A 12,635-nucleotide genomic window follows, 5' to 3' on the forward strand; every position below is an offset into this window, starting at 1 on the left:
GGTGAATCTCCCCGATCGGTCCGATCGCGGCGGTGCCGATGGTCTGCGCCGCCATCGCGCTCGATCTGGTCCTGCCGCTCCAGCGGGGAACGACAGCTAGCGCACGCCGCATCCTCCTTGCCGCTGCGGTCGCAGGCGTCGTGCTGTTCCTCGTCGCCTTGCCGGTGTTCTCCCCCGAGCACTTGGTGCCCGGCGTGCTGACGGCGACGTTCGGCGCGCGCATCGTCGGCGAACTGGCGGTGGCGGCAGGCGTGATCGGAGTGCGGCGGTTGCTCGTGCGGGCCGGGACGATTCGCTGAACGCCCTGTCAGACGGCGCACGAAGGGGGCGGATGCTGCGGCATCCGCCCCCTTCGTCGTTCCCGCGCGCTCAGGCCGGGGTGTCGTTCGGGTCCAGCGTGCGCAGGGTGTCCTGCTCGACCTCATTGTCGGCCGTCAGCTGGTCTTCGGTGTTCTCGTCGCCGCCGATGGCCGCGTCGCGGTCGGGGCTGGCGTCGCCCTGGATGGCGCCGCGGGGTGATTCGCCGTGCGAGCTGTCGCCCTGGATGGCGCCGCCCTGGGCAGCGCCCTGTGCGTTCTCCTCGTCGGCGTCGCCCTGGATGGCACCGCGCGGCGAGTCGCCGTGCGAGCTGTCGCCCTGGATCGCGCCGCCCTGATTGGAGCCCTGGGCGTTTCCGTCGAGCTCGTCGGGCTGACGCCCGGCGTCTGCCGTCGACTGGCCGTCAGGAGCGGTGTTGTGCTCGGGGATCACGTCGGGGGAGCCTTCTGCGGGCTGCTCGGGGTGCGGGGTGCGTCCTGTGTTCTGGTCCATGACGTGACGGTACGTCCACCCCGCCTGCGCGTGGAGGGCATTGACAAACCGGTCTCACGCGTTCCGCCCGCGATGCCCGGTCAGAACGCGGTCAGTCCTTCTTCGAGGTGCGGATCGGCGTGGTGACGGCTGCCTCGTCGCTGAACTCGACCGGTTCGGCCTTCTTCTCGAGGATCTCGGCCTCGTCGACGATGTTCAGCGGTCGCGTCTCGTCGAGCGTCATGAGGAATCGGCTGCCCTCGGAGCGGTGCAGTCGTCCGGAGGTGAAGACCCAGATCGCGCCGATCGCGCACGCGACGAAACCGGCGGTGCCGCCGAGCATGATCGCCGTGCGCGGCCCGAAGGTGTCGGCCACCCACCCGGCGATCGGGGCGCCGACCGGCGTCGAGCCCATGATCACGGCCATGTACAGCGCGAGCACACGGCCGCGCAGGGCAGGCGCGGTGGTCATCTGCACGTAGCCGTTGGCGGTCGTCAGCAGCGTCACGATCATGAACCCGGTGAACGTCAGCGTGATCGCGTACGTCAGATACGTGGGCATGGATGCGGAGACGAACGCCGCGACGCCGAATCCCCCGGCAGCCAAGATCACGACACGCACCCTGGCTCGGTCACGCCGGGCAGCCAGGAGCGCACCGGCGAGCGAGCCGATCGCGAGCACCGAGCTCAGCACTCCGTACCCGTCGGCGCCCGCCCCGAACTCGATCGCCATGGTCGAAGCGAAGATGGGGAAGTTCATGCCGAAGGCGCCGATCAGGAACACCGTCACGAACACGACGCGCAGATCGCTGCGCCCCCACACATAGCGGAAGCCCTCGGCGAGTCCGCCGGGGCGGCGGTTCTTCAGGCGCGGCGCGAGCTGGCCGGTGCGCAGCATCAGCAGCGCGACGAGCATCGCCAGGAACGTCACGGCGTTCGCGATGAACACCCATCCCGAGCCGATCGCGACGATCAGCAGGCCGCCGACGGCCGGGCCGATCATGCGGGCCAGGTTGAAGGATGCCGAGTTGAGGGCGACCGCGTTGGACGTGTCGCCGGCGGAGACCATGTCGGAGACGAACGCCTGCCGCGCGGGGGCGTCGAAGGCGTTGACGACACCGAACGCCGCAGCGAAGCAGAACATCATCGGCAGCGTCATCACTCCGTTGAGCAGCAGCACGCCGACGGCGATCGCGAGCATCAGCAGGGCGCTCTGGGTGGCGAGCAGGATGCGGCGGCGCTCGAAGCGATCGGCGACCCATCCGGTGAGGCTCACGAGCACGAGCGGCGGACCGAACTGCAGCGCCATCGTGACGCCCATGGCCGCGGCGTCGTTGTCGGTGAGCTCGGTGAGCACGACCCAGTCCTGGGCGGTCGCCTGCATCCACCCGCCGATGTTCGAGACGAGGGCGCCGGCGAACCAGATGCGGTAGTTGATGTTCGAGAAGGAACGGAACATCGCGCTCATCGGTCGACCACCTTTCGCATCAGGGCGCTCGCTGCGCGCAGCGTCGCCAATTCGTCCTCCGTGAAGTCCAGTTCGCCGAGCATCTCGGCGAGCAGCTCGTCTCTTCGTCGGATGGTCTGCTCCACGATCTCGGTGCCTGCCTCGGTGATGTCGACCTGCACGCGGCGGCGATCTTCGGCATCCGGAGTGCGGAGCACGAATCCCTGCTCTTCGAGCCCGTTGATCATGTTCGTCATCGACGGCGCGGTGACCCGCTCGCGCTCTGCCAGGGAGCTGATGGTGCGGCGGCCGTGCATGCGCAGCGTCGCGAGCACCGCGAGCTGCGCGTCGCTCATCGCGTCGACGGCGCGAGCGCATCGCAGACGCCGTGCGAGCCGGAACGTCGCCATGCGCAGGTCTGTCGCGGTGAGGTGGAGGGAATCATCGGGCGCAGACATTACTTAGACAGTCTAAGTAATTTTCGCCCGGATCGGAAGTCGATGGCAGGACGCACCCGCCGCACGGGTCACAATGGACGGGTGACCCGAACCCCCGCGATCGAAATCGCCGTCCAGGATCCCGCCGGAGTGCGCATCGCCGGAGCCGTCGGCGCCGCGCGCGTCGAGCTGGCCCAGGCCCTCGCGCTCGGCGGCCTCACTCCGTCGCCGGCGACCCTCGACCTGTCGATCGACGCCGCGCATGCCGTCGGTGTCGAGGTGCACGTGCTCGTCCGGCCTCGGGCGGGCGGCTTCCGCTACTCCGCCGACGAGATCGCGATCGCCGAGAACGATGTCCGACGTGCGATCGAGGCGGGAGCCGACGGTGTCGTGATCGGCGCCCTCGACGACGAGGGGCTGCTCGACATCCCCGCCATGCGGCGTCTGCGCGACGCCGCCGGGGGAGCATCCGTCACCCTGCATCGCGCGATCGACGTGACCCCCGACCCCGTCGCCACGCTCGTCGCCGCTCGCTCGCTGGGCCTGCGCCGCGTGCTGACCTCGGGCGGCGCCTCGGTCGCGATCGACGGCATCGACACGCTCCGGGCGCTCGTCGCCGAGGCCGCCGGAGAGATCGAGATCATGGCGGGCAGCGGAGTGGATGCCGCCAGCGCCGCCGCCCTCGCCGCCGCCGGTGTCGACGCCCTGCACTTCTCCGCGAAGCGCACGGTGAGAGAAGACGGCGGCGTGCGCATGGGCTCCGCCACCGACGGCGTCGGAGGATACGAGGTCACCGACCTCGAGATCGCCCAGGGCGTCATCGCCGCGCTGTCGAGCTGACGCGTCCGACGCGGTCGGCCTGACGCATGTCGCGCACTCTCAGTAGGGTGGGGGCGTGACCGATACGCGCGAATTCACGGATGCCGACGGCATCGCCATCGTCTACGACGTGCACCCGGCGGTCGGTGATGCGCGGGGAGTCGTGCAGCTGCTGCACGGGGTGGGCGAGCACGCCGGTCGGTACGGCGCGCTGATCGCCGCGCTCACCGAGGCCGGATTCATCGTCTACGCCGACGATCATCGGGGGCACGGGCGCACCGGCATCCGTCAGCACGGCGGACCCGAGAAGCTCGGTCGACTCGGCAAGGGCGGTCTGCGTGCGGCGGAGGCGGCGATCTGGCAGCTCACCGGCATCATCAAGGACGAGCACCCCGACCTGCCCCTCGTGCTGCTGGGGCACTCGTGGGGATCATTCCTCGCGCAGATGCTCGTGAACGACCACCCCGAGGCGTGGGATGCGGTGATCCTCTCGGGCTCGGCTCTGCGTACGCCCGGATCGCTCAACGCTGCACCGCTCAACGCCCGCTGGGCCGCCGACGACGCCACGGGCCTCGAGTGGCTGAGCCGCGATCCGGCGGTGTGGACGGCGTTCGACGAGGATCCGCTCACCACGAACCAGCCGCTGCTGAAGCTGTTCGGCCCCGTCGAGGCGGCCAAGCTCTACGGCCGTCCGCGCAAGGACCTCGGACGCGACATCCCCCTGCTGCTTCTCGTCGGTCGCGACGATCCGGTCGGCGGTCCGCGCAGCGTGCACAAGCTCGCCGACGAGTACCGCACCCGATCGGGACTCACCGACATCACGACGCTGGTGTATCCCGACGCTCGTCACGAGATCTTCAACGAGCTGCAGCAGGACGAGGTGCGCGCAGACATCCTGTCGTGGCTCGACACCCGCATTCCCGCTCGCTGACCGTCGCCTCGATCCGGGCGAGCCGTGCCATGATCCGGGCGGCTCGCGCGTCGGCGTGTTACGCCCCGTGAACGGACGTTACAGCGGGTGAATCCGCGTGACGTCATCCCGGCACCTCGGCCTCTCCTCCGCATAGATTCACGGCGAGAGGGAGGTGCGGGGTGGGATTCGAAGACGAGTGGCGTGCATGGCACGACGCGCGGGAGCGCTATGCCGGCGCGGAGTACGGCCCGGCCGCACTCGAGGCGACGAACTGGCTCATCACCGAACCCGCCGCCGTGGAGGGGGTCCCGGGTCTCTGGGCGCTCACGGGAGACGGAGGGATCCGCGGCAGCGATCTCGGCACGGCCGGGTCGGTCGTCACGCTGAGGGGCCGTGAGACGCTGCGGCTCGGACGCCGCGAGCTGCGTGTGTTCGACCGGCGCGGCGACGTCGCGCTGCGGGTGTTCAACCCCCGACGCCCCGAGCGCGAGCGGTTCAGCGCGATCGACGCGTATCCGCCTCGGGAGGGATGGCGGATCCCGGCGGTGTTCGAGCCCACGCCGGGCGAGACGATCACCGTGACCTCGATCGACGGGCGCTCGCACGACACCGACCTCGCCGGACGGCTGCGGTTCACGCTCGACGGTGTCGCGGTGGCGCTGGCCGCGACGCGTGCGCCGCAGGGCGGCCTGAGCGCCGTCTTCGCCGACGGGACCAACGGCACCGAGACCTATCGGTTCCGCTTCCTGCCGGTCGAGGAACCGGCATCAGACGGCTCGGTGGTCATCGACTTCAACCGTGCCTACCTGCCGCCCTGCGCCTTCTCGGACCAGTACGTGTGTCCTCAGCCGCCGCCGGGCAACCGCTTCTCGGCGCCGATCCGCGCCGGAGAGCGCGCGGTGGTGCACGGGCGCTGAATCCGCGGCGTACCGCGCCGACCTGACGGCCCCGCCTTAAGCTGTAGCCGTGCACGGTGAATACAAGGTTCCAGGAGGAAAGCTCGTCGTCGTCGACCTCGAGGTCGAAGACGGCAGGATCGCCCGCTTCCGGCTCGCCGGCGACTTCTTCCTCGAACCCGACACGGCGCTCGACGACATCGACCGGGCGGTCACCGGGCTGCCCGTCGAGACGGACGCCACGGCCATCGCCGCCGCGGTGCGCGGTGCGCTCCCCGAGGGCGCGCAGCTGCTGGGCTTCACGCCCGAAGCCGTCGGCACCGCCGTGCGCCGCGCCCTGGTCACGGCTCCCGGCTGGAACGACTTCGACTGGGAGATCCTGCACGAGAAGGCGGTCTCGCCGCGCATGAACCTCGCGCTCGATGAGGTGCTCACCTCTCGGGTCGGTGAGGGGCGCCGTCGTCCGACGCTGCGCATCTGGGAGTGGGACCAGTCGGCCGTCGTCATCGGCTCATTCCAGTCGTACCGCAACGAGGTCGACCCCGAGGGCGCCGCCCGGCACGGCTTCGACGTCGTGCGCCGCATCTCCGGCGGCGGCGCGATGCTCATGGCCGCAGGGCAGATCATCACCTATTCGCTCTACGTGCCGGCATCCCTCGTGCAGGGCATGACCTTCGCCGACTCCTATGCGTTCCTCGACGACTGGGTGCTGCAGGCGCTGCGCTCGCTGGGGATCGATGCGATCTATCAGCCGCTCAACGACATCGCGAGCTCGTCGGGCAAGATCGGCGGAGCCGCGCAGAAGCGCCTCGCCAACGGGGGAGTGCTGCACCACGCCACCCTGTCGTACGACATCGACGGCCAGACCATGACCGAGGTGCTGCGCATCGGCCGCGAGAAGCTCAGCGACAAGGGGACGACGTCGGCCGCGAAGCGGGTGGATCCGCTGCGCAGCCAGACCGGCCTCGCGCGGGCCGAGATCATCGAGCGCTTCAAGGACACCTTCCGCTCGCTCACCTCGGCGGAGGACGGCACGATCAGCGCCGAGGAGTACGCGGATGCCGAGGCTCTGGTGGAGTCGAAGTTCGCCACCGACACGTGGCTGCACCGGGTTCCGTGACCGACCCCGCGCCTGACCCCTCGTCTGATCCCGGGGCGGTGGATCCCGCTCCTGTCGTCCGCGGTGACGTCTCGATCATCCAGGGCGACAACCTCGCCGTCGCGGCGACCCTGCCGTCGGCGTCGTTCACGCTCGTCTACCTCGACCCGCCGTTCAACACGGGCCGGACGCAGGAGCGACAGGTGGTCACCGCCCGTCGCACGTTCACGACTCAGCAAGAACCGGGTGCGTCCGGAGTCGGACTCCCGGAATCCCGCGGGTCGGATGCGGCGGTCACGCCGATCGTGCTGAGTTCTGAACCGGCGGCGCCGCCGGCCGAGGTGCGGCACGGGTTCCACGGCCACGCCTATGAGCGGGTGCGCGGGATGCTCCGCACCTACGACGACCGCTTCGACGACTACGGCGCCTTCCTGATGCCGCGACTCGAGGAGGCGTGGCGACTGCTGGCCGACGACGGCACCCTCTATCTGCACCTCGACTACCGCGAGGCGCACTACGCGAAGGTGATGCTCGATGCGGTCTTCGGCCGCGACTGCTTCCTGAACGAGCTCATCTGGGCCTATGACTACGGTGCGAAGTCCCGCCGTCGCTGGCCCACCAAGCACGACACGATCCTCGTCTACGTGAAGAACCCCCGCGAGTACGTGTTCAACTCCGACGACATCGATCGCGAGCCGTACATGGCTCCCGGCCTCGTCACGGCAGAGAAGGCCGCCCGAGGCAAGCTGCCCACCGACGTGTGGTGGCACACGATCGTGCCGACGACCGGCCGCGAGAAGACCGGATATCCGACGCAGAAACCCGAGGGCATCCTGCGGCGCATCGTGCGGGCGTCCAGCCGTCCGGGCGACCGTGTGCTCGACCTCTTCGCCGGCAGCGGCACCGCCGGGGCCGTCGCCTCGGCTCTCGGGCGCGACGCGGTGCTCGTCGACGACAACCCCGAGGCCGTGCGCGTCATGACCGAGCGGATGCCCGATGCCGTGGTGACCCGCGTCGGGGAGTAGCCCCGCACGCGGAGCACTCTCAGCAAGGAGGCTCGCCTGCCGCAACAGGCGTCAGCGTGGTGCGTGGGTTCTCGTGTGCGCGTGGCAACGCGCGAGTAGGTCGGCGCGGCGTCTGATGGCGGCTTGTGCGCTCTCGGTGACGCTGCGTCCCACGCTGCTCGGGGTGGTCACATCGAGACCGGGGCGGGCGAACAGGACGTCATAGAACGGAGCGAGAGTCTCGTCGGAGAACTTGAGCGTGCGACTGAGCGTCTGCAGCGGCGTGCCCCACCGACTGCCGCTGTCGGCATTGATATCCGCACCTTCATCGATCAGGCGGGCGAGCAGAGGCGCTTCGGCGGTGAAATCGTGTGCTGTCGCGCTCAGCAACACGTGCAGAGCGTTCACGTGGCTCTCGGTCGCCGCGGCGGCATCAGCGCCGTCGTCGAGCAGTCGCGTGGCGATCGCGACCCGGCTGGCGGGATCGGCGTTGCGGAGGGCTCGCATCAGCAGGGTCGATCCGTCCTCGTCTGCCCATCGTGCGAGCGAGGGCTCGTAGTCGGCGAGAAACTCGGCCTCGTTCGTGATCGCGGAGAAGTAGGCGCGGGGGTAGACCATGACGTCGACACTAGGCGACGGGCGCGGTCCGTGGCGGGAACATGCGGGACGAGGATCGACCGACGGGACACATCCCGGGCTGCCGTTCGGCGGGAGAGAGTCTCGGCGTGAGAGTGTGAGAGTCATGACCGAGTACGTCGAGGTGCAGACCGCCGCGGGGCGGGTTCGCGGGCGCTGGCGCCCGACCACCGGAGGCAGGGGCGCACCGCGGTCGGCGGCCTTCCTCGGCATCCCGTTCGCGGAGGCGCCGGTCGGTGACCTGCGGTTCCAGGCGCCGGTGCCGAAGGCGCCCTGGGACGGCATGCTCGACGCCCTCGAGTTCGCTGCGACCGCCCAGCGCGGCGATCCCGGGGTGACACTGATCCCCGAGCCGAGTGTCGAGGGCGACTCGACTCTGAACGTCAATGTCTTCACGCCCGATCCCACGGCGGCGGGTCTTCCCGTGCTGGTGTGGATCCACGGCGGCGGATACTTCGCGGGCTCTCCGGCGAGCCCCTGGTACGACGGTCGGAACTTCAACCGCGACGGCGTCGTCACCGTGTCGATCTCGTACCGGCTCGGCTTCGACGGATTCGGCTGGATCGAGGACGCCCCGTCGAACCGTGGCGTGCGCGACTGGCTGCTCGCTCTCGAATGGGTGCGGCAGAACATCGCCGCATTCGGCGGAGACCCCGAGCGGGTGACGATCGCCGGGCAGTCCGCGGGCGGCGGCGCCGTGCTGACCCTGCTCGGCATGGAGAAGGCGCAGCACCTGTTCCACGGCGTCTATGCGATCTCGGGGGCACTCGGTGACGTCGCGGCGCCGCGAGCCGAGGCGTTGGGGCGGGCGCTCGCTGCGGCGGCGAGCGTCGACCCCACCGTGGCCGGATTCTCATCGGTCGCGGAGGAGCGTCTGCTAGCCCTGCAGAAGAAGGCCACCCAGCTCGGTCCGTCGTCGATGACCAGCATGATCGATGAGGGGCTTCCGCTCGGTCCCGCGATCGACGGCGACCTTCTCGTACGTCCGACCCCTGACTCTCTGCGTGCCGGCGTCGGTGCCGACAAGCCGCTCGTGATCGGCGCAGCCGACGACGAGTTCACCATGGCGTTCACGGGCAGCGCCGCGAGGGCGCTGCGCTGGGTGCCGCAGGGCGTCCTCTTGACCCGGCTGGGCCTGCGCAAGACGATCCGCGCGGACTATCTCGCCGCGAACGCCGACGTCGCCCGTCTCGGCAAGGCCCGCCTCGCCGGTCGCGTCCTCACCGATCGGATGTTCCGCAGCGGAGTTCCCCGCATCGCAGCCGCCCGGGGCGACGCGCCCACCTGGCTCTACCGGTTCTCGTGGCCGTCAGGGCATTTCGGCTTCGCGGAGCACTGCCTCGATGTGCCGTTCTTCTTCGACTGCCTCGACGGCCCCTCGATGGAGGCGCTCGCCGGACCGAATCCGCCGCAGGAACTCGCCGACGAGCTGCACGGTGCCGCCGTCGCGTTCCTCACCACGGGTGAGCCCGGCTGGCCGGAGCACCAGGGGGATGCCGGAATGGTGCGGGTGTACGACCTGCCCATCCGCGACGTCGCCGATGCGTACGCGTCGGTGCGTGCGCTGGTCTGACACGCCTCGACGGGCCCGAGCCGGGCCCGAGCCGGGGCAGTGCGCGGCTGCGGGCTCAGCTCACCCGGTAGGCGCGGTAGCGCACGGCATCCGCCTGCTTCTGAGCGGCCGAGAGGAACAGGGTTCGCTGCAGGTGGGCCAGTGCCGGCGCGGCCGTCTCGATCTGCACGGTCGTGCGGAAGTAGTACGCGCCCGGGTCGACGTCCTCACCGCGTCGCAGCTGCTCGAGCACGTCGGGAGTCCCTGTGCGGAGTCCCTTCGCGTGCAGCAGCAGCAGGTCGCCTCCGTCGGTCCGTGCCGAGTAGCGGCCGTCGATCTCGATCGTCCCGTCGGGTCGCACGATCTGCCAGTCCGCTCCGCCGGGCAGGATCTCGGCCTCGACGGCGCCCGTGATGCGCCCGCCGAGGATCGGCACGACACGGCGATGGCCGACGCTGGTGGCGTGGTGATCTTCGAGCGGGCCGAGGTCGACGGTGACGTCGAAGGCGAACTCGAGGTCGGGTCGGGGGAGTTCATCGTGCGAGGTCATCGGGTCTCCTCATGGTCGGCGGCGAGCAGGTCGCAGAGTCTCTCCAGCACGGGAACCGCGGCCGCGAGCGCGGTTCGCTCCTCGTCGTCGAGCCGACTCGTCGCCTGTGCGACGAGAGCGGAGTTCGCGGCGTCGAACCGGTCGAACAGGTCGAGCGCCTTCGCTGATGCCTGCACCATGACCCGACGGCCGTCGGAGGGCGCCGGGCGTCGTTCGATGAGGCCCTCGCCCTCCATCGCCCCGAGGAGATTGCTCACGGTCGATCGGCTGAGACGCAGCCGCGCGGCGATCTCCGCCGGACCCTTCGAGGTGCCGCGTGGCAGGGCCCGGATGACGTCGATCTGGGCATCCGACAGCTCGGGAAGCCCAGCCTCCGCCCGCGTCGCGGCGAGGAGCGCGCGCCGCAGCGGGGAGATGACGCCGGCGAGTCGAGCCGCATCGAAACCGCTCATCGACTCACCGCCGACGCCGGGGTGAGCGAGGGGCGCTCGTTGAGGATCTCGGGAAGGAAACCGGCCGCCTTCTTGTAGTCGGCGGCGATCCGCTCGCGCTCGTCAGAGGGGATCACGTCGTCGATGTCGGCGAAGCCCTGCGGCGCGCGCTCGCGAGCCAGCTGCATCACGCGCTCCGGCCCCGTGGCGCGAGTGCCGGCGAGCAGAGCGGTCATCGCGGGGCGGCGGTCCTGCTCGTATGCGGCGAGACCCTCGTCGATGCTCGGGGCTGTCGCGAGGTGGAAGGCCAGCGTGCGCGCATCGAGGATCGCCTGGGATCCGCCGTTCGATCCGTTCGGGTACATCGCGTGCGCGGCATCACCCAGCAGCGTGGTGCGACCGAACGTCCACTGCGGCAGTGCGTCTCGGTCGACCATGGGGTACTCGAGGATCTCGTCGGCGGCGGCTATCGCGGCCGGCACATCGAGCCAGTCGAAGCGCCAGTCGCGGAAGAGCTCGGCGATCGGTCCGGGCTCGACGTGGCGGTTCCAGTCCGCGTCTCCCGTGCCGCCGACGCGGCGTTCGGCGATGAAGTTCACCAGCATCCGTCCGTCGGCGTCGGCGTCGGCGTCTGCGGGTGCGAGCGGATACGCGACGAACTTCTGCTCGCCGTCGCCCGCCATGATCATGGTGCGGCCGTCGAGGAACGCCGGAATCCGCGTGACCCCGCGCCACAGGGTGAGGCCGCTCCAGGGCGGGGCTCCTTCACTCGGGTAGCGCAGAGCACGCAGTGCCGAGTGGATGCCGTCGGCGCCGATGATCACGTCGGCGGTCGCCTCGACCGTGCCGTCGGCGGTGGCGAAGCGCGCGGTCTCGGTGCCGTCATCGTTCGTGGTGACGTCGATGAGGCGGTGATCGAGGCGGATGGGCTCTGCGAGTCGCGCTGCAGCGAGGTCACGGAGAGCGAGTTGCAGACGACCGCGGTGCACCGACAGCTGCGGCCAGCGGTATCCGGCCTCGCGCCCGCGCGGTTCGCTCCAGATCGGCTGCCCGAAGCGGTTGTAGTAGGCCAGCGTCTGCGGTTCTACCCCCAGCTCGGCGATGGTGTCGGCGATGCCGAGTTCGGTGAGCTCGCGCAGTGCGTGCGGCAGCAGGTTGATGCCCACGCCGAGCCCACGGATCGCCGTGCTCCGCTCGAACACGGCGACGTCGCGCAACCCGGCCTCATGCAGGCTGACCGCTGTGGCGAGTCCGCCGATCCCCGCCCCGATGATGATGATCTTCATTGATCGCTCCTGTTCGCGGCTCATCCGAGCCGCCGTCAGATATAGTTTTGTCACAAAACCATATCTGACGCAAGAGGCGGATCGACCTAGCTCCTCAGCGAGCGGCGGCCGTGCGTGCGGCCTCGATGATCACGTCGACGCCCAGCAGGAAGAGCTCCCGGTCCTGCAGGTCCGACAGCAGCGCGCTGTTCTCGGCGATCAGGGGGAACTGGCGCGGATCGGCGAGCAGCGGCGAGTCGATCCAGGGGCTGTCCTCGCCGTCGTGGCTGCGATCCGCTCTCGCTCGAGCGATCCCCGCGGCACCCGAGAGCACGTGCGAGGCGAGCAGTGCGTAGTGCCGCACCAGCTCCTGCCCTCGCAGTCCGGCGCGATGGAAGGCATCGAGCATCAGCTCGATCGCCGCGAGCTCGCCCGCGCCGTGCGTGGTCAGGCTCGTCGCCTCCGCGCCGATGGCCGGGTAGCGAGTGAAGGAGGCGAGGGTCGCTTCGCTCAGCATGCGCAGGCGGCCCGCCCAGTCGTCGACCGGAAGGTCGACGCTTGCTGCGGCCTGACCGTTGAGCTCGTCGAGGAGTGCGCCCATCAGGGCGTCCTTGCTCGCGAAGTGGCGGTAGATGGCGGTCGGGTCGGCGCCGAGATGGGCACCGAGCTCTCGCACCGAGATGGATGCCGCTCCGGTCTCGGCGAGCTCCATGCCGGCGTCGATGATCGTCGCCCTGTCGAGCCGCACGCGCGCGGATGCCTTGTTCGCCATTCGTCTCTCCGGTCTTCTCTGCTCC

At 70.0% G+C, this 12,635-nt stretch carries 15 protein-coding genes; 7 read left to right on the forward strand and 8 right to left on the reverse strand.

What is annotated here, in order from left to right:
• Positions 1 to 38 precede the first annotated feature (38 nt).
• The gene (locus ACZZZQ_RS09855) at positions 39 to 299 is read left to right on the forward strand and encodes a hypothetical protein (protein WP_463507447.1); all 261 of its coding nucleotides are present in this window, start codon (positions 39 to 41) and stop codon (positions 297 to 299) included.
• 70 nt (positions 300 to 369) lie between these two features.
• Here ACZZZQ_RS09855 and ACZZZQ_RS09860 read toward each other — a convergent pair whose 3' ends face one another.
• The 3 genes from ACZZZQ_RS09860 to ACZZZQ_RS09870 all read right to left on the reverse strand — a co-directional run bounded on the left by ACZZZQ_RS09860 (position 370) and on the right by ACZZZQ_RS09870 (position 2,694).
• On the reverse strand, positions 370 to 810 hold the full coding sequence (locus tag ACZZZQ_RS09860; protein ID WP_083569392.1) for a hypothetical protein: 441 nt from the start codon (positions 808 to 810) through the stop codon (positions 370 to 372).
• A gap of 91 nt (positions 811 to 901) precedes the next feature.
• Positions 902 to 2,248 (reverse strand): MFS transporter, encoded by a 1,347-nt coding sequence (locus ACZZZQ_RS09865; protein WP_082298048.1) that lies wholly within the window; start codon positions 2,246 to 2,248, stop codon positions 902 to 904.
• 5 nt (positions 2,249 to 2,253) lie between these two features.
• On the reverse strand, positions 2,254 to 2,694 hold the full coding sequence (locus ACZZZQ_RS09870) for a MarR family transcriptional regulator (protein WP_056279186.1): 441 nt from the start codon (positions 2,692 to 2,694) through the stop codon (positions 2,254 to 2,256).
• A gap of 81 nt (positions 2,695 to 2,775) precedes the next feature.
• On the opposite strand from ACZZZQ_RS09870, the gene ACZZZQ_RS09875 reads away from it, so the two are divergent.
• From ACZZZQ_RS09875 to ACZZZQ_RS09895, 5 genes are all read left to right on the forward strand, one after another.
• A complete protein-coding gene (locus ACZZZQ_RS09875; protein ID WP_463507448.1) occupies positions 2,776 to 3,513 on the forward strand; it encodes a copper homeostasis protein CutC in 738 nt (245 codons plus the stop codon).
• A 55-nt stretch (positions 3,514 to 3,568) separates the two neighbouring features.
• Positions 3,569 to 4,423, forward strand: coding sequence for an alpha/beta fold hydrolase (locus tag ACZZZQ_RS09880; protein ID WP_053097778.1), 855 nt, complete (start codon positions 3,569 to 3,571; stop codon positions 4,421 to 4,423).
• Positions 4,424 to 4,584: 161 nt separating this feature from the next.
• Entirely contained in the window at positions 4,585 to 5,322 is a 738-nt protein-coding gene (locus ACZZZQ_RS09885; protein ID WP_463507449.1) for a DUF1684 domain-containing protein, read from the forward strand.
• A gap of 49 nt (positions 5,323 to 5,371) precedes the next feature.
• Complete coding sequence (locus tag ACZZZQ_RS09890) at positions 5,372 to 6,421, forward strand: lipoate--protein ligase family protein (protein WP_463507450.1); 1,050 nt, start codon at positions 5,372 to 5,374, stop codon at positions 6,419 to 6,421.
• A gap of 38 nt (positions 6,422 to 6,459) precedes the next feature.
• Positions 6,460 to 7,425, forward strand: coding sequence for a DNA-methyltransferase (locus tag ACZZZQ_RS09895; RefSeq protein ID WP_295100909.1), 966 nt, complete (start codon positions 6,460 to 6,462; stop codon positions 7,423 to 7,425).
• A gap of 51 nt (positions 7,426 to 7,476) precedes the next feature.
• Here the strand turns inward: ACZZZQ_RS09895 and ACZZZQ_RS09900 are convergent, their stop codons facing one another.
• Complete coding sequence (locus tag ACZZZQ_RS09900) at positions 7,477 to 8,022, reverse strand: hypothetical protein (RefSeq protein ID WP_053097774.1); 546 nt, start codon at positions 8,020 to 8,022, stop codon at positions 7,477 to 7,479.
• Positions 8,023 to 8,146: 124 nt separating this feature from the next.
• Here ACZZZQ_RS09900 and ACZZZQ_RS09905 point away from each other — a divergent pair, with 124 nt between their 5' ends.
• Positions 8,147 to 9,613 (forward strand): carboxylesterase/lipase family protein, encoded by a 1,467-nt coding sequence (locus tag ACZZZQ_RS09905; protein ID WP_463507451.1) that lies wholly within the window; start codon positions 8,147 to 8,149, stop codon positions 9,611 to 9,613.
• A 55-nt stretch (positions 9,614 to 9,668) separates the two neighbouring features.
• Here ACZZZQ_RS09905 and ACZZZQ_RS09910 read toward each other — a convergent pair whose 3' ends face one another.
• From ACZZZQ_RS09910 to ACZZZQ_RS09925, 4 genes are all read right to left on the reverse strand, one after another.
• The gene (locus tag ACZZZQ_RS09910) at positions 9,669 to 10,142 is read right to left on the reverse strand and encodes a DUF3237 domain-containing protein (RefSeq protein ID WP_463507452.1); all 474 of its coding nucleotides are present in this window, start codon (positions 10,140 to 10,142) and stop codon (positions 9,669 to 9,671) included.
• Complete coding sequence (locus ACZZZQ_RS09915; RefSeq protein ID WP_072591914.1) at positions 10,139 to 10,594, reverse strand: MarR family winged helix-turn-helix transcriptional regulator; 456 nt, start codon at positions 10,592 to 10,594, stop codon at positions 10,139 to 10,141. The genes ACZZZQ_RS09910 and ACZZZQ_RS09915 overlap by 4 nt, the downstream gene beginning before the upstream one ends.
• The gene (locus ACZZZQ_RS09920; protein ID WP_463507453.1) at positions 10,591 to 11,859 is read right to left on the reverse strand and encodes a flavin-dependent oxidoreductase; all 1,269 of its coding nucleotides are present in this window, start codon (positions 11,857 to 11,859) and stop codon (positions 10,591 to 10,593) included. Before ACZZZQ_RS09920 ends, ACZZZQ_RS09915 begins: the two co-directional genes overlap by 4 nt.
• Before the next feature lie 94 nt (positions 11,860 to 11,953).
• Positions 11,954 to 12,610 carry a TetR/AcrR family transcriptional regulator gene (locus tag ACZZZQ_RS09925; protein ID WP_072591912.1) on the reverse strand — a complete coding sequence of 219 codons (657 nt, stop codon included), beginning with the start codon at positions 12,608 to 12,610 and terminating at the stop codon, positions 11,954 to 11,956.
• Positions 12,611 to 12,635 lie beyond the last annotated feature (25 nt).

It is taken from the genome of Microbacterium sp. AC132 (assembly GCF_979258525.1).